Source organism: Christiangramia qingdaonensis (genome assembly GCF_048381525.1).
Taxonomy (GTDB): Bacteria; Bacteroidota; Bacteroidia; order Flavobacteriales; family Flavobacteriaceae; genus Christiangramia.
Genome location: NZ_JBLWIM010000015.1, coordinates 130,848 through 149,877, shown reverse-complemented (window position 1 = coordinate 149,877; position 19,030 = coordinate 130,848). Strand labels below are relative to the sequence as shown.

Annotated in this window: 15 protein-coding genes; 7 read left to right on the top strand and 8 right to left on the bottom strand. The window is 38.3% G+C overall.

Annotation, left to right across the window (positions count from 1 at the left end):
* Positions 1-3: 3 nt before the first annotated feature.
* Positions 4-387: a RidA family protein gene (locus ACNI3T_RS12015; protein WP_418228015.1), complete on the top strand. Its 384-nt coding sequence runs from the start codon at positions 4-6 to the stop codon at positions 385-387.
* Here the strand turns inward: ACNI3T_RS12015 and ACNI3T_RS12010 are convergent, their stop codons facing one another.
* The 3 genes from ACNI3T_RS12010 to ACNI3T_RS12000 all read right to left on the bottom strand — a co-directional run bounded on the left by ACNI3T_RS12010 (position 388) and on the right by ACNI3T_RS12000 (position 6,210).
* On the bottom strand, positions 388-753 hold the full coding sequence (locus ACNI3T_RS12010; RefSeq protein WP_418228014.1) for a methylglyoxal synthase: 366 nt from the start codon (positions 751-753) through the stop codon (positions 388-390).
* The gene (gene pfkA / locus ACNI3T_RS12005) at positions 753-1,739 is read right to left on the bottom strand and encodes a 6-phosphofructokinase (protein WP_322300189.1); all 987 of its coding nucleotides are present in this window, start codon (positions 1,737-1,739) and stop codon (positions 753-755) included. Before pfkA ends, ACNI3T_RS12010 begins: the two co-directional genes overlap by 1 nt.
* Before the next feature lie 94 nt (positions 1,740-1,833).
* A complete protein-coding gene (locus tag ACNI3T_RS12000) occupies positions 1,834-6,210 on the bottom strand; it encodes a translocation/assembly module TamB domain-containing protein (RefSeq protein ID WP_418228303.1) in 4,377 nt (1,458 codons plus the stop codon).
* A gap of 130 nt (positions 6,211-6,340) precedes the next feature.
* Here ACNI3T_RS12000 and tsaD point away from each other — a divergent pair, with 130 nt between their 5' ends.
* From tsaD to ACNI3T_RS11970, 6 genes are read left to right on the top strand one after another with little or no spacing between them, the layout of a single operon-like run.
* Positions 6,341-7,363, top strand: coding sequence for a tRNA (adenosine(37)-N6)-threonylcarbamoyltransferase complex transferase subunit TsaD (tsaD, locus tag ACNI3T_RS11995; RefSeq protein WP_418228013.1), 1,023 nt, complete (start codon positions 6,341-6,343; stop codon positions 7,361-7,363).
* 1 nt (position 7,364) lies between these two features.
* Positions 7,365-8,078 carry a 16S rRNA (uracil(1498)-N(3))-methyltransferase gene (locus ACNI3T_RS11990; protein ID WP_418228012.1) on the top strand — a complete coding sequence of 238 codons (714 nt, stop codon included), beginning with the start codon at positions 7,365-7,367 and terminating at the stop codon, positions 8,076-8,078.
* The gene (locus ACNI3T_RS11985) at positions 8,075-8,722 is read left to right on the top strand and encodes a DUF4159 domain-containing protein (RefSeq protein ID WP_418228011.1); all 648 of its coding nucleotides are present in this window, start codon (positions 8,075-8,077) and stop codon (positions 8,720-8,722) included. Before ACNI3T_RS11990 ends, ACNI3T_RS11985 begins: the two co-directional genes overlap by 4 nt.
* A 2-nt stretch (positions 8,723-8,724) precedes the next feature.
* Complete coding sequence (locus ACNI3T_RS11980; RefSeq protein ID WP_418228010.1) at positions 8,725-9,228, top strand: TrmH family RNA methyltransferase; 504 nt, start codon at positions 8,725-8,727, stop codon at positions 9,226-9,228.
* A 23-nt stretch (positions 9,229-9,251) separates the two neighbouring features.
* The gene (locus tag ACNI3T_RS11975) at positions 9,252-10,340 is read left to right on the top strand and encodes an AI-2E family transporter (protein WP_322300184.1); all 1,089 of its coding nucleotides are present in this window, start codon (positions 9,252-9,254) and stop codon (positions 10,338-10,340) included.
* Positions 10,341-10,344: 4 nt separating this feature from the next.
* Positions 10,345-11,538, top strand: coding sequence for a class I SAM-dependent methyltransferase (locus tag ACNI3T_RS11970; protein ID WP_418228009.1), 1,194 nt, complete (start codon positions 10,345-10,347; stop codon positions 11,536-11,538).
* On the opposite strand, the gene flxY is transcribed toward ACNI3T_RS11970, so the two are convergent.
* From flxY to ACNI3T_RS11945, 5 genes are all read right to left on the bottom strand, one after another.
* Entirely contained in the window at positions 11,530-12,783 is a 1,254-nt protein-coding gene (flxY, locus tag ACNI3T_RS11965) for a flexirubin biosynthesis putative acyl-CoA ligase FlxY (protein ID WP_418228008.1), read from the bottom strand. The genes ACNI3T_RS11970 and flxY overlap by 9 nt on opposite strands.
* 6 nt (positions 12,784-12,789) lie before the next feature.
* On the bottom strand, positions 12,790-14,448 hold the full coding sequence (locus ACNI3T_RS11960; RefSeq protein ID WP_418228007.1) for a C45 family autoproteolytic acyltransferase/hydolase: 1,659 nt from the start codon (positions 14,446-14,448) through the stop codon (positions 12,790-12,792).
* On the bottom strand, positions 14,449-17,400 hold the full coding sequence (locus ACNI3T_RS11955) for an MMPL family transporter (RefSeq protein ID WP_418228006.1): 2,952 nt from the start codon (positions 17,398-17,400) through the stop codon (positions 14,449-14,451).
* Positions 17,400-18,596 carry a DUF2062 domain-containing protein gene (locus ACNI3T_RS11950; protein WP_418228005.1) on the bottom strand — a complete coding sequence of 399 codons (1,197 nt, stop codon included), beginning with the start codon at positions 18,594-18,596 and terminating at the stop codon, positions 17,400-17,402. Before ACNI3T_RS11950 ends, ACNI3T_RS11955 begins: the two co-directional genes overlap by 1 nt.
* A gap of 72 nt (positions 18,597-18,668) precedes the next feature.
* A complete protein-coding gene (locus ACNI3T_RS11945) occupies positions 18,669-19,028 on the bottom strand; it encodes an ApeI family dehydratase (protein ID WP_418228004.1) in 360 nt (119 codons plus the stop codon).
* Positions 19,029-19,030 lie beyond the last annotated feature (2 nt).

The following is a 19,030-nucleotide window of genomic DNA, read 5'->3' as shown; positions in this document are numbered from 1 at the left end:
GTTATGAAAAAGATTATTAAAACCAACAATGCACCGGCACCGATAGGACCTTACAACCAGGCAATTTTCGCTGGAGACACTCTATATATCAGCGGACAAATCGCAATAGATCCAGCAACCGGCGATCTAAAAACTGAAGATCTCGAAGCTGAAACTACACTAGTATTGGAAAATCTAAAGGCAATATTGACTGAAGCTGGTTTGACCCTTGATCATGTGGTCAAAACTTCAATTTTTATAAGTGACATGAACAACTTCGGAAAGATCAACGATGTCTATGCAAAATATTTTGCTTCAGAAAATGCTCCGGCAAGAGAAACTGTGGAAGTTGCAAATCTTCCAAAGTTTGTAAATGTTGAAATTAGCGCGATAGCAGTTAGATTCTAACTAAAGACCTCTAATTAAAAGCCTGGCAGTTGCAGGATTTGTTGCTAAGGGTACATTGTGTACGTCGCATAATCTCATTAGCATAAAAATATCTGGTTCGTGAGGATGCTTATCCAATGGATCTCTAAAGAATATGACCATATCTACCTGCTTTTCAGCAATCCTGGCAGCGATCTGAGCGTCTCCACCCAAAGGACCAGATAGTAACTTTTCTACTTTATAACCAGCAGCTTCGGTTTTGGCACCGGTAGTTCCCGTAGCTATGATCTTGATTTCCTTGGAATTCAGGATCTCATTAAACTGATTCAGAAATTGAACCATTTCAGGTTTCTTCCCGTCATGGGCAATGATCGCTATTGTCTTCATTAAGTTGAGAGTATTTCAGAAATACGTAAAAGATCTTTATTAATATTATGCTTCCCTTTTAATGCCTGGTCCAGGCTACAGCTTTCAATTTCATTATTCATCATTCCCACCATGAGGTCTCGCTTACCATCTAATAGAAGTTCGACAGCTTTTACACTAAGCCTGCTCGCCAGAACCCTGTCAAAACAGGAAGGCCTTCCTCCTCTTTGAATATGTCCTAGAACGGTTACTCGAGCATCGTAAAACGGGAGGTTCTCTTTCACATATTCTGCGAGTTCGAAAACATTCTTTCCTATTTTATCACCTTCAGAAACTACTACGATACTGGAAGTTTTTCCAGCTCTTCGGCTACGTTCCAGAGAATCCAGTAGTCTATCCAGTCCAAGATCTTCTTCAGGAATCAAAATTTCTTCAGCTCCAGCGCCAATCCCGGTATTCAATGCTATAAAACCTGCATCGCGACCCATCACTTCCACAAAGAATAGTCGGTTATGGGAACTTGCCGTATCACGGATCTTATCAATAGCTTCGATAACTGTATTCAATGCCGTATCGTAACCAATGGTATAATGAGTACCAAATATGTCATTATCGATAGTCCCTGGTACACCAATTACTGGAAAATTATGCTCCTGGCTAAATACCTGACCTCCGGTAAATGTTCCATCACCTCCAATAAGGATCATAGCGTCTACCCCTTCTTTTTTTAGATTGGCAGCAGCTTTAGCCCGTCCTTCTTTGGTCATGAATTCCTTAGATCTTGCCGACTGTAATATCGTTCCACCCTGATTGATGGTATTACGTACGCTACGCGCAGTTAATGGAATGCTATCTCCCGCAATCATTCCCTGGAAACCACGATAGTATCCAATACAATCAACATGATAATATGCACAGGTTCTAACAACCGCTCGAATTGCAGCATTCATTCCCGGAGAATCTCCCCCGGAAGTCATCACCCCAATCTTTTTCAATTTCTTACTCATTGGTAATTTTCTTAATAGATTAAAACTACAAACTAAATTTTTAGAAGCCAATCAAATGAACTCCCAGATTTCAATTATTTCTGAAGCTTGAGCTTTATTCATTTTCTTCTTCAGATTTGAAATTCATAAAAGCTGGTGCAGGTGATGGGGATGCAGGATCGTTTTCTTCTTCTTCTGAATCATCAAAACCTTCAATAGTAGTACTTGCTATCTTCCTTATCAACTCCTTAAAAGTATCAAAATCCACGTTATAGGATAACCCGACTCCCTGTGTAAAACCTATCTCCTCACCTATGAACTGAATGTTATTTTCCCGGTTAAATACTGAAGCCCTTAAAGTACCATCTGCATTTAAGAGAAAATCAATTTCTAGATCTCCGATTATAACAGATTCTGTCACTCCTCCAATAGGAACTCCCACCTGACCATTGATCAAAACACGATCTGAGATCTGGGTGGACAACGTCAAACCAAACCTATCTACGGTTTGCTGATCTGGAGTGCGGTCACCCTGTACATAATTGACACCTACCTGGAATTTACCATCATCATCAGCAAAAATATCGTTTACGATACTGGAAGCTCTTTCAGCAAGGGTCCCGTAAATCGCGGCGCCTCGCAATCCAAACTCACTATAAAACGTTCCCTGTGTAACCAGGAATAAAGCCTGTAATTCGGTAGTAGCCCTATCATCTATACGGTACTGTAATTCAGATTTGACCGTAGAACTAGCACTTGGAAAGTCAATTGCAAAGCCAATCTCAGGCTGTGCAATTTCCCCCTGTAGATTAATAACCACATCTACAGGAATCTTTCGATTAACCGATGGGTTTTCCAACAAAACTGCGGGATTCGCGTTCAATGAGTAAACGGCGCTTACATCCAGTTGGGCATCCATAGGATCTCCATCCCAATTTATACTTCCTCCAGACTCGACCGTAAAAACCTTTTGAACAAGTCCGGCATATTTAAAGTTATAGACTCCTTCATAAACAATAAAATCTCCCCACATATTGAATTTACCATTGGTATTGATCTCCAGAAGTAAGTTCCCGGAACCTCTACCACGCAATGTACTTCCGCTGGTCTGGTCTACTACAACTTCAACTTCAGCATCATTGGTAATATCAAGATCAAAGACCAGTTCAAGACCTTTTACTTCGGGAATTTCAATCTCTTCTCCTGCAAGACCCGCTGCTTTTTCTTCAGGACTTAAAAATCTTATAAAAGAATTATCCCCAACAGATTCAGTATCACTTAGCGGAATCTTAAAAACCGTCCCTCTTTCGGTAGCCGCATTCACTTCTATCACCAGTTCATCTGTAGGCCCCATGATCGAAGCTTCTCCATCAATAAATGCGGTTCCATAATAGAGGGCATCTTCATCGGCTTCCGTATCCAACACTAGGATACGGTCTGAAACCAGCGTTAGATCCAGAAACCATTCAGAAAAATTACGATGCGATATCAAACCATCCAGTGTTCCTTTCGTATTGAACTTGGTGTCTACAATATCGATGTTATCAAAAACAAATTGCTGCTGGGTAAGATCTATCTCTGCATTTTCCTGGAAATCTAGATCTACATTCAAATAAGGGATTCGTAATCCGGCTTCAGCTAAAGATAAAGATCCTGAGAAATCAGGATTTTTGTAATTCCCGGTTACAAAGGCCCTTCCAGTGGCAAATCCTCTAATATCTGTTAGAACATCTGCTCCCAAAGGAGTAAATACACCCATGTTCAGGCGATTCATATTCACTTCAAGATCTATCCTTGGTTCGCTGCCATTTACATTGATATCGCCTATGGCAGATAAGGATTCGATACCTTCCTTCTCAAGTTTAGCGTAAACCGAATAGGTACTGAGATCCTGGTTTCCGCTTACATCAAGTGCCAGATTACCCATCACAAGATCGTTTACCTCAAATTGATTGATATTTAAGTTCGAGACCGGAAAATAAGCACCATCTTCCTGGAGCAGTTCGAGATCGCCGTTGAGAATCCCGGCAAGGTCGAGACTATCTATTTCCGGGGTGATCTTTCCAATATCCACCTCACTAAACTTCATTTTAAAGTTTTTATAGGTGCTGTCCCGCATATTTCCGCTGAGTCGGATTTGTTCATTCTTATGACTCATAACAAGCGAATCGATCTGCAAATCACGAAAGCTATTATCAAAAACTATTTTATTGCTACGATCGCTATTTTCATTCAGGTACCAAACCTTGTTTTTGAATTTAAAATCTGATTTCTGTATTCCAACCACAGATTTACTGTTCTCATTTATCGTATGAAAAAGATTCAGATTGAATTCATCAGAATTATTCTTTCCACCTTTAAATTCTGAACGTATGAACAGCGTGTCACGCTGAGTCACATTAATGAAACTGAATTCTGAAAATTTATAAAGATCGGTGGAAACGCTATCGGCTTCAAAGAAGGTATTATAGATAGGATTCGTATTGTCAACCTGAAGATTAATGTCTTCCGCCATATTCTCAAAGAAATCGATTCTTGGAGACCTGAAGGTTAATTTAAATTCAGATTCATCAGACTCCACCCGACCTCGAATAAATGTATTAGGAGCCAGTTCAATTTCAGGATAGAAAACTTCGACGATCTGGTTATAAATATCGAAATCGAACTCCATATACTGGTTCGTCGTGATAGTTTTAGGTTTGTAGTTCGTGTAAATACTACCTATGGAATTTTCTATTAGCGCACCTACTTCGTTGACTTTAAAAATACCGCTTACCTCTCCATTTATAACATCTGGGGAATTGATCGTAATAGTTCGAACAGGGCCATCAAATGTAGAAGCTATATTTAGATCATCGAAGTAATAAAGATCGTTCTGGTTTTTATACGACGTGTTTAGAAGCAGGATATCTCCAAATGCATTATCAACATTCGTTCCCTGCATATTCATGATCACATCACCCTTGAAAACTGAAACCGTATCTCTATCCACAAAATTAAGCGCATGCAGGTCGGCATATCCTACGGAAGCTTCAAAATCATACACATTGGTTTCTTCTGAAACATCTGCCAGACCATTAAATTCCATTTCCAGATTAGGATCATTCGACTTGAAATAACCATTAAAAAGAGGATTCCGAAGATTCCCCATAATCTGGATATTGGAATAAGCATAATTATTGAATTCCAGTTTAGCAATGGTTCCTTTCAACTGCGTATTCAGGTTTTCCTGGTCCAGACCTCTCCCGTCAAAGTCGATATCAAAACTTGCTTTCCCTAATTGAGTATTACCGATCAAACGCCCAAGGTTAAAATTCTTAAAGATCAGTTTACCTTTATAACTTGAGGAAGCAGAATTATTGAAATTATTAAGTTCAAAATCTGCATCTGCAGATCCCAGTTGTGTGGCTATCACAACATCTGCATCCAGAAAGCCGTTCGTTACCACCGTATTTCCTTTGATATTCACATTACCAAAATCTCGAAGAGTTTCAGGCAATTGGCCCTGAAGCGCTCCCGGCAGGAAGTTGATCATATCATAGTAGTTGGTATTGAAATCTGAAAAACTCCCATCTAATTTGAAAGAATTCGGCTCATCTGAAAATGAACCAACAACCTGGAAATTCCCATAAATCTCTGTTCGATCAAGACCCTGAAGTCGGAATCCATCTAACTGAAAATCATTTAAAGTACCGGTAAGTTCCGTCTGGAACTTTACGAGTTGATTCTCTCCAAAACCATCATAAAATGTAATTAGATCATTAGAGTTTAAAATACTTTCCCGAAACTTCGCTTCTACCTGCACCAGATTCTCAAAATCTGAAAAATCTGATAGGTCATATTCAAAAGAAAGATCGGCATTAACCATAGATCCCGGTGTTTGCAAGATCATGTTCTGCAGACTCATCCGGTTTGGATCGTAATGAAATAAAGTAGAAAGCTGATCTATCTGAATCCCGCGATGCTCGTAGCCGCGTAGCATTCCAATATCGATATCTATATTAGAATTAAAGATCCTTAGTTCGTTTGCATAAATATTAAGATCATCAACGACCAGAACATCAGAGCGATCAAGGTTTTCATCTATGAAACTATAGCGACTGTTCGTGATCTGTACATCTTCCGCAGTAAGATTAAAATCCTTTGGATCCCCTGTTGGTTCCTTCTGAAGTTTTTGAATAAGTATACCCAGATTATCCCTGTCTTCACCTTTATACCTGCGCATATGCATGTTCAGGCCATCAATTCTTGTATCTCCCAGTTCTGGAGCGTTACTCATAAGCTTAGAGTAGCTTAGAATAGAAGAACTTATTTCTTTTGCCGTAAATAGCGTATCCTTACGATGATCTTCTACATAAATATCATTCAAAAGAATATCTCCAAAATAACTTATAGAAACACGGCCAATATTTACATTGACATCACTATTTTCCTGAAGAGAATTGGTGAGTTTTCTTGCTACTGAAGTCTGAACAGCAGGAATGGAAAACACGATCAATAAAATAATGAATAACAAAACAAGGGCAACCACTGTTTTCGTTAGTATTTTCCAGAATTTTTTGATACGTTTTTATGTTTTAACTTTGCGACTAATTTACAATATCTATTCCCAAATAAATCTGATGGCTGATCATTTAATAAACATTCTCGCTATAGAATCTTCCTGTGATGATACGGCGGCTGCCGTACTCTCCAACGGTAAAATTCTATCCAATATTGTCGCAACTCAGGAAGTACATAAACAATATGGTGGAGTTGTTCCAGAACTTGCATCACGAGCGCATCAACAGAATATAGTTCCGGTGATTCATCAGGCTTTGGAAAAGGCAAATATCGACAAAAAAGATCTCTCTGCAATTGCATTTACAAGAGGTCCGGGACTTATGGGTTCTTTGCTCGTAGGCACCTCTTTTGCCAAGTCACTTGCAATGGGTCTGAATGTTCCTTTAATCGAGGTTAATCATATGCAGGCACATATCCTGGCACATTTTATCGAAGAGGAAGGATTTGACAAGCCGGAATTTCCATTTCTGGCTATGACCATAAGTGGCGGACATACCCAAATCGTGAAGGTTTCAGATTATTTTGATATGAAAGTTATTGGTGAAACTCTGGACGATGCAGTTGGTGAAGCTTTTGATAAAAGTGCAAAAATATTAGGACTACCCTATCCCGGCGGCCCGTTAATAGATAAATACGCCAGAGAAGGTGACCCAAAAGCTTTTCAATTTACTAAGCCGAAAGTTGATGACCTGAACTTCAGTTTTAGCGGTTTTAAGACAGCTGTGTTATATTTTATTCAGAAGAAAACAAAAGAAGATCCTGAATTTGTCGAGAAAAATCTAAAAGATATTTGCGCCTCTATTCAATATACCATCATAGGAATTTTAATGGATAAATTGAAAAAGGCAGTAAAAAACACCGGGATCAACCAGGTGGCTATTGGTGGCGGAGTTTCTGCAAATAGTGGAATACGCCAGGCTTTGGTTAATGCTGAAAAAAAATGGGGCTGGAAATGTTTTATTCCGAAGTTTGAATACACGACAGATAATGCTGCAATGATCGGGATCGCTGGCTATCACAAATACCTACAAAAAGATTTTGCCGATTTTTCGGTAACCGCGCAATCGCGATATAAAATATAATATGCAGCTATTTTACAATCCAAATATTTCAGAAAACGATAAACAGGTAATTTTTCCGAAGGATGAAAGCAGACATATTGTAAAAGTATTGCGGAAAATTGAAGGTGACGAGTTAAGCATTACTAATGGAAACGGGATGTTATTCAAGGCTCAGATCATAATGGCTGATGTAAGACAATGTGTTGCAAATATCAGTTCTTTTGAAAGTCAGCCAGCACCACCCTATTATTTACATATGATTGTTGCACCTACGAAGATGAACGATCGCTATGAGTGGTTTCTGGAAAAAGCGATGGAGATTGGTGTGCACGAAATTACGCCGGTTATTTGTGATCATAGTGAACGCAAAACCGTCAAACTGGAACGTTATCAACGAGTGCTATTGAGCGCTATGAAACAATCCCTGCATATGCATTTCCCAAAATTGAACGACCCTGTTAGTTTTTCTGAATTAATGCAGACAGAAATGCAAGGTATGCGATTAATTGCTCACTGCGAGGATGACGAAAAGAAACCCTATCTTCAGAATAAATTGAAGGCCAATAGCACTATCAATATTTTGATTGGTCCTGAAGGAGATTTTAGTTCCAAAGAGATAAAAACTGCGACGAAAGAAAACTGGCAGCAAATAAGTCTTGGAGAAAGCAGATTACGGACTGAAACTGCAGCGATTGCAGCATGTCACACAGTCGCACTCATCAATCAAAATTCATGAAAAAGTTCGCATTCGGAATTCTCTTTTTAATGCTGGTATCGTTTAAGGTAAATGGGCAGGAAATTGCCGTTCTAAAATATAATGGTGGTGGAGATTGGTATGCGAATCCAACAGCCCTACCCAATCTTATTAAATTCTGCAATAAGAACTTACAAACTTCTTTAAATGAAAAACCGGAAACTGTAGAGCCCGGAAGTAGTGATTTATTTCAATTTCCGTTTATACATATGACAGGACATGGAAATGTAGTGTTTAGCGAAGCTGAAAAAGAAAACCTCAGGCAATACTTGTTGAGTGGCGGATTCCTGCATATCGATGACAATTACGGAATGGATGAGTATATCCGGCCTTTGCTAAAAGAATTATTTCCCGACCAAAATCTTCAGGAAGTCCCCGCGAACCACGAAATTTTCAGGAATCAGTTTGAATTTCCTAACGGTCTGCCAAAAATCCATGAACATGATGCGCAAAGACCTCAGGCATTGGGAATCTTTGAAAACGGCAGATTACTGATTTTATACACCGTAGAAAGTGATCTTGGTGATGGCTGGGAAAGTCAGGAAGTTCACAATGACCCGGAAGAAATTCGGCTAAAAGCATTACAAATGGGAGCAAACATTATTAAATACGCATTCGAAAACTAGCTATGCAACTTACTCACGACACCACGAATTTCGAAAACAGACAATTTCCAGTTATTTTGCTGTTAGACAATATCACCAGTGAAGCGAACATAGGTAGTATCTTTCGTCTTGCCGATGCTTTTGGAGTTGAAAAGCTTATTTTTCATGGAACCTTTCCAAATTTAAACAGTAACCGATTAAAAAGAACAGCCAGAAATACACATACTACAGTGGAGTTTGAAGTTTACGAAGATGCCACCCAAGTGATTAGGGATCTTAAAAGCAACGGCTATAGAATGACCGCGGTCGAGATCACCTCAGAAAGTAGGCCTATCTCAGAGTTTAAACTTGTGACTGAAAATATCCTTTTAGTAGCCGGAAACGAGAGGCACGGCGTTTCCGAAGAAATTTTAAAAAACTGTGACTCTGCATATCATATCGAGATGTTTGGAAAAAACAGTAGCATGAATGTCGCCCAATCACTGGGAATTGCTTTGTATGAAATTACAAAAGTGCTGCGCAGTTAAGTAAGAAATAATATATTTACGCTGTGAAAGCAAAAGAATTCGCGAACGGTATATTACGAGCAGTAGGTATCATGATTGGTATCGTCCTGGCACTCTATTTTCTATGGGAAATCCAGTCGGTAATCGTTTATATCGCTATAGCCGGTATCATAGCACTAGTTGGTCGACCTGTCGTAATTTTCCTTCGGAATAAGCTGAAACTCCCCAACCAATTAGCTGTAATTACGGTGCTTTTGCTGGTCCTATCCATCTTTGTAGGTATTATTTTCGTTTTCGTTCCTATTATTATTGAACAAAGTAAATATTTAGGACAGATTGATATTGAAGCTTTTAAGAGTGACCTGAATGATCTAAACGATCAGGTCAATAATTATCTGGGAGTTAACGAGTTAAACTTAATTGAAGGTCTTAAACGAAGTGAATTTGTACGAAATTTCGATGTTGGTCTAATTCCGCAATTCTTAAACAATGTCTTCGGAATACTGGGAACAACCATGATTGCTGTCTTTTCGATAATTTTTATTTCCTTTTTCTTTCTGAAGGATTCCAAGTTAATGTTGAATAGTATTCTTGTTTTTGCCAATCGCGGTGAAGAAAAGAAATTTCAAAGAGTTTTTAATAAGATCAAGGTACTATTAAGTCGATATTTTGTAGGATTAACTATGCAAATTGCAGTATTGTTCTTCCTCTACTCCATTTTACTTAGCGTCTTTGAGATCAATAATCCTATTGCCATCGCTTTTATTTGCGCGTTCCTGAATCTTGTTCCATATCTGGGACCACTTTTAGCAGGAATTTTAATGGCTTTGTTCGTGATATCCAGTTTTCTTGGTGCAGATTTCAGTAGCGTCATTCTTCCAAGATTAATTTACGTGATGATGGGTTATGCAATTTGTCAACTAATAGATAACTTTATTTCACAGCCCATGATATTTGGAGCTAGTGTGAAATCCCATCCACTTGAAATATTTCTTATTATCCTAATTGCCGGACTTATGTTCGGGATCGCAGGGATGGTAGTCGCAGTTCCTTTTTATACCGCGTTAAAGGTGATCGCTAAAGAATCTTTAAGTGAGTACAAGATCGTGAAACGATTAACCAGAGATCTATAATTGGATGCTTCACGAGGCACTTTTAGAGAAAGAAATCCAAAGTTTTATAAGAGAGAATCAGAAGAAGGACCTACCTGCTCTGATCTTAAAAGGTAGCCCTTTCGACCATATCAAAATTCAGGACATCGCAATGCAAATAAAAGGCATGCGCATTGCAGAAAAGAAATTTCCACTGTTTTTTAATAATCCGCGAATACTTTATCCTCCTAAACTTAATCTGGAGCAGACATCATCTCAGATCACTGCTGAATATAAATCAGGATTAATAGAAGGTTCTTCTGGGGCCGATCTTACCGGAGGCTTAGGTATAGACACCTTTTTCCTGGCAAAGAAATTTGACAGTTTTCAGTATTACGAAATGAATAAAGAGCTTTCTGAAATTGCTGATCATAATTTCAGAGAATTAGGAGCTTCAAATATTAGAGTCAATTACGGGGATAGCCTAGAATTACTAAAGCAAACCGGCCAGAAATTTGACTGGATCTATGCAGATCCTGCGAGACGTGATGAACATGGCAGTAAAGTCTACCATTTATCAGATTGTAAACCAAATATTCCAGAAGAACTCGATTTCTTACTTGAAAAATGTGATCATATTCTTCTAAAAACTTCACCGATCCTCGATATCACAGCAGGACTCCGTGAACTTCATTCTGTTAAGGAGATTCATGTGATTGCGGTTAATAATGAAGTAAAAGAGCTGCTGTGGCTTGTTGAAAAGAACTGGGAATCTGATCTTAAACTGACTACCATCAACTTCCAGAGAAAAAAGGTGCAAAAGTTTAGTTTTGATACAGAGATAAAAACCTTGAGTACGGTTCTTTCCAAACCTTTAAATTACCTCTACGAACCGAATGCTGCAATCATGAAAAGCGGATTATTCACGGAAATCAGCACTACATTTGGAGTTCCAAAATTGCATGAGCATTCTCATATTTATACTTCGCAAACACTGGTTAAAGAATTTCCTGGACGTCAATTTCAAATAACTGAAGTTAAGAGTTTTAAAGACAAGAGCCTAAAGAAAAGATTGAAGAATAAAAAAGCTAATATCACCACCAGGAATTTTCCAGATTCAGTAGAAAATATTCGGAAGAAATACAGAATTCAGGATGGAGGAAGTGATTACATCTTCTTTACTACAAACCTGGAAGATGAGAAAATCGTAATTTTTGGTAAAAAGGCAAAATTAACGTAGATCGTAAAAGATCTTTGGCTTCCTACTATTAGCAGGAAATTTGAGTTGTTGAAGAGTTTTAGAATCTTTGAAGCTAATCTCTGGCAACACATTCAAGAATGCTTTTAAATGCTCCTTAAGGCTTTCAATTTCCCTGAAACTTTCCGGAATCAATATTTTAAGTCGGTCAACACCATTTTTATCCAGAGAAACTTCAATGATGAAATTTTGGAGTCCATTAAACCTGTTTAATATTTCAATGATATGCTGTGGATAAAGACTGGTGCCTTTAAGTTTTATCTTTTGTTGCTTTCTACCAATTACTGGTCCTAACCGTCTTCCTTTCCTACCGCATTTACAAGCTGTATCTGTATAAGTTAACATATCACCTGTGGCAAAACGAATAAGCGGCATACTTTGCACGTTTAGTGGTGTAACTATCAGCTCTCCTATTTCACCTTCCGCAACGTGATTGCCATCCTGATCAAGGACTTCAGTAAAAATAAGGTCTTCCGGGACATGATTGCCCTGATGCTTGTTACATTCTGTAAAGGCAGTAGCCATCTCTGTTGAAGCGTAAGTAGAAAACAACTCAATGTCCCATAAGGAAGAAATCTTTTGACCAAGACTATTCAGCTCAAAGTTGGAAGTTCGCAGGGGTTCACCAATACATATTGCCGACCGAATAGATGAGTTTTGATAATCAATCTGATTTTCCTCAGCATATTGAATGAGTTTCAGAAGGAAAGAAGGAACAGCTATAATGTATCTTGGTTTAAATCTAAAAATACTTTCCCATTGTAATCCAGGCAAACCACCTCCAGTTCTAATCGCTCCAGCACCTAATTTTCTAAGACCTAGAAAATAAGCCATTCCGGCCATAAATCTTCGATCCAGTGTTGTGGTGATCAAAACTTTATCCTGCCTCGTAATTCCGGCAAGTTCAAAAGAACGGGACTCATTCTCAGCTAGCCTTTCGAGATCATACTCATTAAGATAAAAGGAAACCGGCTCACCAAGAGTACCGCTTGTGGTAACATGATCTATAATCTGTTCCTGTGGAATGGAGATAAAATCCTCATTATATTGCTGAAGTTGTTCTTTGGTAGTAATGGGTAATTTTGAATAATCTTCATAGCTGGTGATACAATCGACCTGTACGGAATGCTCCTGAAAAACACGCTGATAGAATCTGGATGTTCTGAATGTATAGCTCAGCTGCTGCTGAATTCTTTGCCACTGCTTTTTTCGATCTGACTGCTGCACTTCTAATTAAATTTTTCCGGTAGATTTCCTGATCATCTTCTCAACTTCCCTTAAATCTGGAATGGACGTAATTTCTCTTTTTCGGGCTTGTTTAAAATGAATTAACGCGTTTTTATATTCCTTATTCTCATAATAGATCCTGCCAGCAAAATACCACGCCTCCCAAAAATCTGGATTAAGTTGCACAAGTTGTATGGCACTCTTCTCACTTAAAGGTTTATCGCCATTCAAGTCACGTTTAACGTCGTTTTCTAGTGCTCTAAAGGCTTCGTAGTCTTGATATTCCTGGGTTTGAAGGAAACTGCTTGCTGGTATATTAAATTCCTTCGTTGACACTGAGCTCGATTTAATGCCTTTCTCATAATTTGCGAAAACCTGGTTTAGATCATAATGTATAAATTCTCCCATCTGGTAAGGATTTGAGCTTACCCAAACCTTTCTTTCCGCCGGTTTAAAAATAATTCCGTGATGCGCTAAAAGCTGGTTAATTGCTTTTTCATTGCCCATTCCAATCGACTGCTCGTCCAGACCCCGCCGATTTCTAAGAATCTCAACCGCCTTAAATGGATTCAATTTGTCCTCCTCATCGAGCAATTGCTGCATTCGGTCGTACCGGTACTGAGTGTGACTTTCCTCACGGGTTAGCTTATTCTTCTTATCATGAGAATAGGCTTCACTTTGGAAATGATTACTACAAACTAGTTGATCACGATTCTCCACTTCATATACTCCAAACTTACCCGGCGATACTTCGATCAAAACTGTTCTTTTTTCATCTCCACTTCCCACCATGATCGATTCTGAAACAAATACTTCACGTTTTTTTGCAATGGCAATTGCCTCTTCAATTGTACCGGCATATTGTAAAATTTCCCTTGCCAACAGACTAATGGGAGTTTTAGCAACCAGCGGCATTCTGGATTTCCCGGCATTGATAGTTACAGTAATTCCCTGCATGTTCATTCCACTTAATGCACCTATCATCCCGCCCCAGGTATACATCATAAACTTATGACCTTCTTCGGGCTTCACAAATGCTGCGATCTTTTGTTCTCCAAAATCGTCACCTGCATAAAAATCAAAATTCCTACCTATTAATAATTCTCCATCGCTGGTTTTATCGTCCCAGGCTGCAAAACTTGTGCATCCCACCAACATTAGATCCTGTAAAGCATGTCCAATATCATGAGCTCCATGAAAATAAAGCATCCGAATATAGGCAGGTGCGAAATCATCATACTTTTTCAGGCCATACCTCGAAACCCCATATATCTCCTGTTTATATTCTTCGGAAACATGGAGGTACAGTTTTCGGTTAAACCAACTAACAAAAGTTTTTAGAAAGCCTCGATAATTTTCTGAAGGGACCATTTCTTCAAGCTTGGACATAAAGGCTTTTTCCTGGTGATGTATGAGCTCCCGGCCAAGACTTCCATGAGCAACTCCCCTTTCCAGGGCATTTCCTTCAAGATACATTTCCCATACACCAAGATCGTTCTGGTATAGCTGGTTATTACCCAAACTGTACAGATTATCTGAATGTTTGATTCTTGTGGTATCAATTTCTTCGAAACCGCTAAGATCTGGTTTATGCTCCATGGACTTTTTAATTCCGCAGGAACTAAAAACTATTATAATGAGAATATGTAGAATACACTTATTCATCTAAGTCAGTTTACGATAGATTAGAATATCATTCTGTCGATACGTAAGTTCAAAATTTTGATCGAGCAACCAGCGAGTTTTCATTTCAGAATCCAGAAACACCATCATTTCTGCACGTTTAGAAAGATCTTTGAGTAATGATGAATCTTGAATATTTCCCTGGATTATATAATTATTAAGCAAAGGAAGTTCCTTAGCACTCTCAAGAATATGGATTTTATCATTTCGCAATCTATAAGCATTCCTTGCCGCTACTCTTTTTGATTCATCCAATTCCAGGCTGTATACTTCGGTTTGAGGATATTTGATCTTAATAAATAAAGGTAAGATCCCTATTCCAGAATTCAGAACAAGAATATCATCCACTTCAGCAAGATAACGTGATATCTTTAGAAACTTTTCTCTCTGTTGCCTGAATTCAGCTTTAGCTTCAGAATAAGTTGTGTGATAGCGATAATGCTTCAGAATTGCTTCTTTATGATAGAGTTTTTCAGAAATAAAGTTTTTCTTATTTCTTCTGAAGGATAATGAACCAAATTGCTGAAAGATCAATTTTCGGAACAAACTACGCTGAAGTATAAAACTTACCGAAACCGCCGTAAGGACTCCGATAATTGAAACAATGGAAATGGATTTCAGAGCCGGATGTTTAGCGAAAACCAAAGCACCTATTCCCAGCAACGTTGTTAAAACCGACAGAATGATGGATGCCTGATAGGTCTTTAATTCAGACTTACCAGTTTCATATTCTCGAAGACACGAATTAGTTATAAAAATGCTGTAATCAAGCCCGAGCCCAAAGATAAAACTCGAAATAATGATATTTAAAATATTGAATTCTATCCTGAAGAAATACATGATTCCCAGTGCACAGATCCAAGTGATCGCGATGGGTAGCAAAGTGATCACACTTAGAAGCAAATTCTGGTAGAATACCAGGAGTACCAGAAAAACTGCTACTATAGAAGCGAGAATAAGGATATTAAAGTCGGCTTTAAGATCTCCTAAAAAGTTCTGGTTGATCGCTTTTCTGTCCAAAGCTACAACTCCTGGAACATTTTCGAAGTAGCTAATAAAACTTTCAACCTTATCTTCAGGTAAATTAACACTGCTTGAGACCGTCGAAATTTCAGAATTATTAGATACGAAGTCCTGCATATAGAGGGAACCGGCCAACTCATAATCCTTGAGTCCTATACTTGAATAATTTTTATCAAGCACTTGATCGAAATTGCTAAAACTATTCGATTTAAATCCAAAGTTTTCTGAAGTCTTTTGAATATTATTCTTTACCAAATCCTGTTTTTCAGGAGTCCAGAAGCTGTTCCATTGTTCGATACGAGATTCCTGGGTTTCGGTAGAAAGCACTACTCCACCTATACTACTGAAGTTTTCAATATCACCTTCACTTTCGAACCTTTTAAGATCCTGATATAATTGGTTATTTCTGTACAGGGCTTCATCCAGTGAGTTTCCGTAAGCCACCAGTAAAATTGTTTTTCCAGATCGTCCAGCAAGTCCTTCCAGCTCTAATTCTACCTTTTTGATATTTTCCGGCTGATAGTTAAGTTCTGATAAGTCTTCATTAAATTCAACTTTACTGAAGAAGAAAAGAGAAACTACAAATAATCCTGATATCAAGTATACCAAAGGTTTAATTCTGGAATAATCCAGACTTGATATTCTGTCCAGAATCGTTGTCTTTGCAGAAATATTCCCTGGTTTATATAGAAAAGGAATAAGCACAAGTGTGAAGAAAGAAGAGAATAACACACTTAAACTTGCAAAGATCCCTAGATCACGCAACGCTTCACTTTTTACAAAAATCAGGCACATAAATGCGATCGCCGTAGTGAGACTGCTCATAATGACTGGCTTCGAAATATCTTTATACAGCTTATCGATATCTGAACTATTTCGAAGATGCGTTGAAATATGCAAGGAATAATCCAGCGTAATACCCAGAAGAATCGCACCAATTCCCAGGCTTATAGCCGAAACTGAACCCTGTAAAATATAAAGAATGGCTACAGCCGTGAGACCGGCAAAAATACTGGGTAGAAATAGCAAAATTGGAACATAAAATTTCCTGTAGTAGACCACCAGTAGAATGAGCAATACCGTAATCGCGATCATTACAGTAGTTCGAATATCCTGTTTAATTTGCTCTGCATTGGCTACCGAATAACGGAGTCCGCCGAAATAATTTCCTGTGATAGTATCGTATCGAGCATTTAGCGAAGCAATTTTAGCTTCCAGTTTTGATGTGAATTCCTTATTCCTGTTCGATTCTGAAGCAGGATAGACTGGATCTATAAAGAATAAGATATTCTTTTGATCCTTAGTCATAATATAGTTCTGATATAGCACGTACTGGTCTCCAACCTGCAATTCCTGCAAACGTGCCAAACCAAGACTCGTAATATTAAGAGGATCTGAGAGAAAATAATTTTTAGTCACAAACCCAGTGGGTGAAATCAATTGCTTGTATCCAGATTCGATACTTAAGGCTATACTGTCTGCATCTGTCTTATCATTAATTATAGTGTAATCCTGTTCATTTAAAAAGATTGGTAAATTAGACTGAACGAAATTATAGATCTGTTTGATGTCCTGTTCCGGAATTTTTCCTTTGACACCAGCAACATATTCTGAAAGCTCTGAGTTTAAGAACTCAGATATTTCGTTGGCATAAGCCACCAGGCTATCCCGATCTTTACTCTCTTCAGCCTGCACCCGAAAAATGATCTTATCTGAAAATTTCGATTCTTCCAGAATGGTTTTCAACAGATCCTGATCATTTCCTGACGGTACTAGTTTGGTAATATCCTCTTCTAACTGAATGCATGTAGCGAGAAAGGACATGAGGCCAAGATACAGAACTGCTATGGTCAACGCCAGGCTTCTATGCCCATTCAAGAATTCATGAATTTTCAGAAAAAATCTAGACATTAATTATTTGCTGGTTGTTTAGATTTTAGAATAGAGAACAGACAGTAAAATATGGTCCAGGAAATTACTGCGCTTACAATTGCCAGAACTATACTACCAATTAAATACTGAGTTAATCCAACGAAAAGATCTTTTCCTGAATCAAAATTCTCCAGACTCAACTGCCAGTCAAAACCATTCCCCAGAAGAAAATTCCCTAACTGATAACTTAAATAGAGAATCAACGGAATAAAAGGCGGTATGCTTATATTGCTAAATAAAAAGGCTATAGCCTTATTGACTTTAAGTAGGGCTGCTAATGTAAATACAAGTAAGGTATGCAAACCCCAAAATGGTGAGATTCCTACAAATATTCCCAACGCGATGGCAGCTGCTTTTCTTTCAGGAGAATCCTGATCTCTAATAATATCCTCTCTAAAAAATCTGCTTATACCTTTTTGCTTGAATTCACGATACTTATTCCTTGGATGGATGTAAAAGAAACTGATCAATACAAAATACATGTATAAAAACACGATACGTACAATATCCCAGAATGGACGAAAATGAGTCACCCGCTCTCCTGGATCGTAGTGAACCCTTATAGGTATATTTTTTACTTCAACTTTTTTCCATGCCGACTTTACCAGGACCTCGATCTCTAATTCAAATTTCCAGGTGATCAATTTTAAAGAATTAATAAGTCGAACGGGATACAGTCGGTAACCACTTTGAGTATCCTTTAATTCCTGAGCGGTCACTACCAAATACCAGAAACTGGAAAATCTATTGCCCTTGCTACTTTGCCCCGGGATTCCGGCCTGCGTCATATTTCGATCACCCACTAGCAATAGTTCTGGATCGCCGATTTTCCTGTTTTCGAGTTCTACCAGAAACTTCTCCAGATCTGCAGGATAATGCTGCCCATCTGAATCTATCGTGATCGCATACTCGTAAGCTTTCTCCTCAGCTCTTTTAAAACCTGTTTTTAAAGCAATACCTTTACCTCTGTTTATATCATGCAACACAATATCGAGGAATTCAAAATCCTTCAAAATCTCATTGGTGGCATCCGTCGATCCATCGTTAATGACGATAATATTGCTGGTATAAGTAACTAATTCGGTTAGGAAACTACGAAGCGAATGATCATTGTTGTAAGTAGGAACAATAACACAGCAACTTAATGCATCAAAACGCTCTTGAAGAATAGGCATTGTACCCAAATTATTGGCTTTAATGCAAAAATATCATTTAAATAAAGAGTATTGGCCTGCGCCAGTACAAATTTATATCACCTCGTAAAGCGCATTGATCTTAGTAATAATACCGGTTTCACTTTTTGCGATTCCTTTAAGCTCGTAGTAAGCTCCCTGCTTTTCCAATTTTGATTCTAGAATAAGCTCATCATTATCTGTAGGATCAAAAACAGCAGTAAATTTCACATTACTAGCTCTCTTAAGACTAAGGTTTTCTTCAGAAATTCTTTCTGCTTCCTCCTTAAATAACTGCATGAGCACAACTCCCGGGGTTACCGGTCTTCCGGGAAAATGTCCATTGTAAAGTTCATGCTCCGCATTGACCTTCAGGCTTGTTTGCGTGGTATCATTATCTTTTACAGACTTGGTAACAGTATAAAAATCTTTCAAAC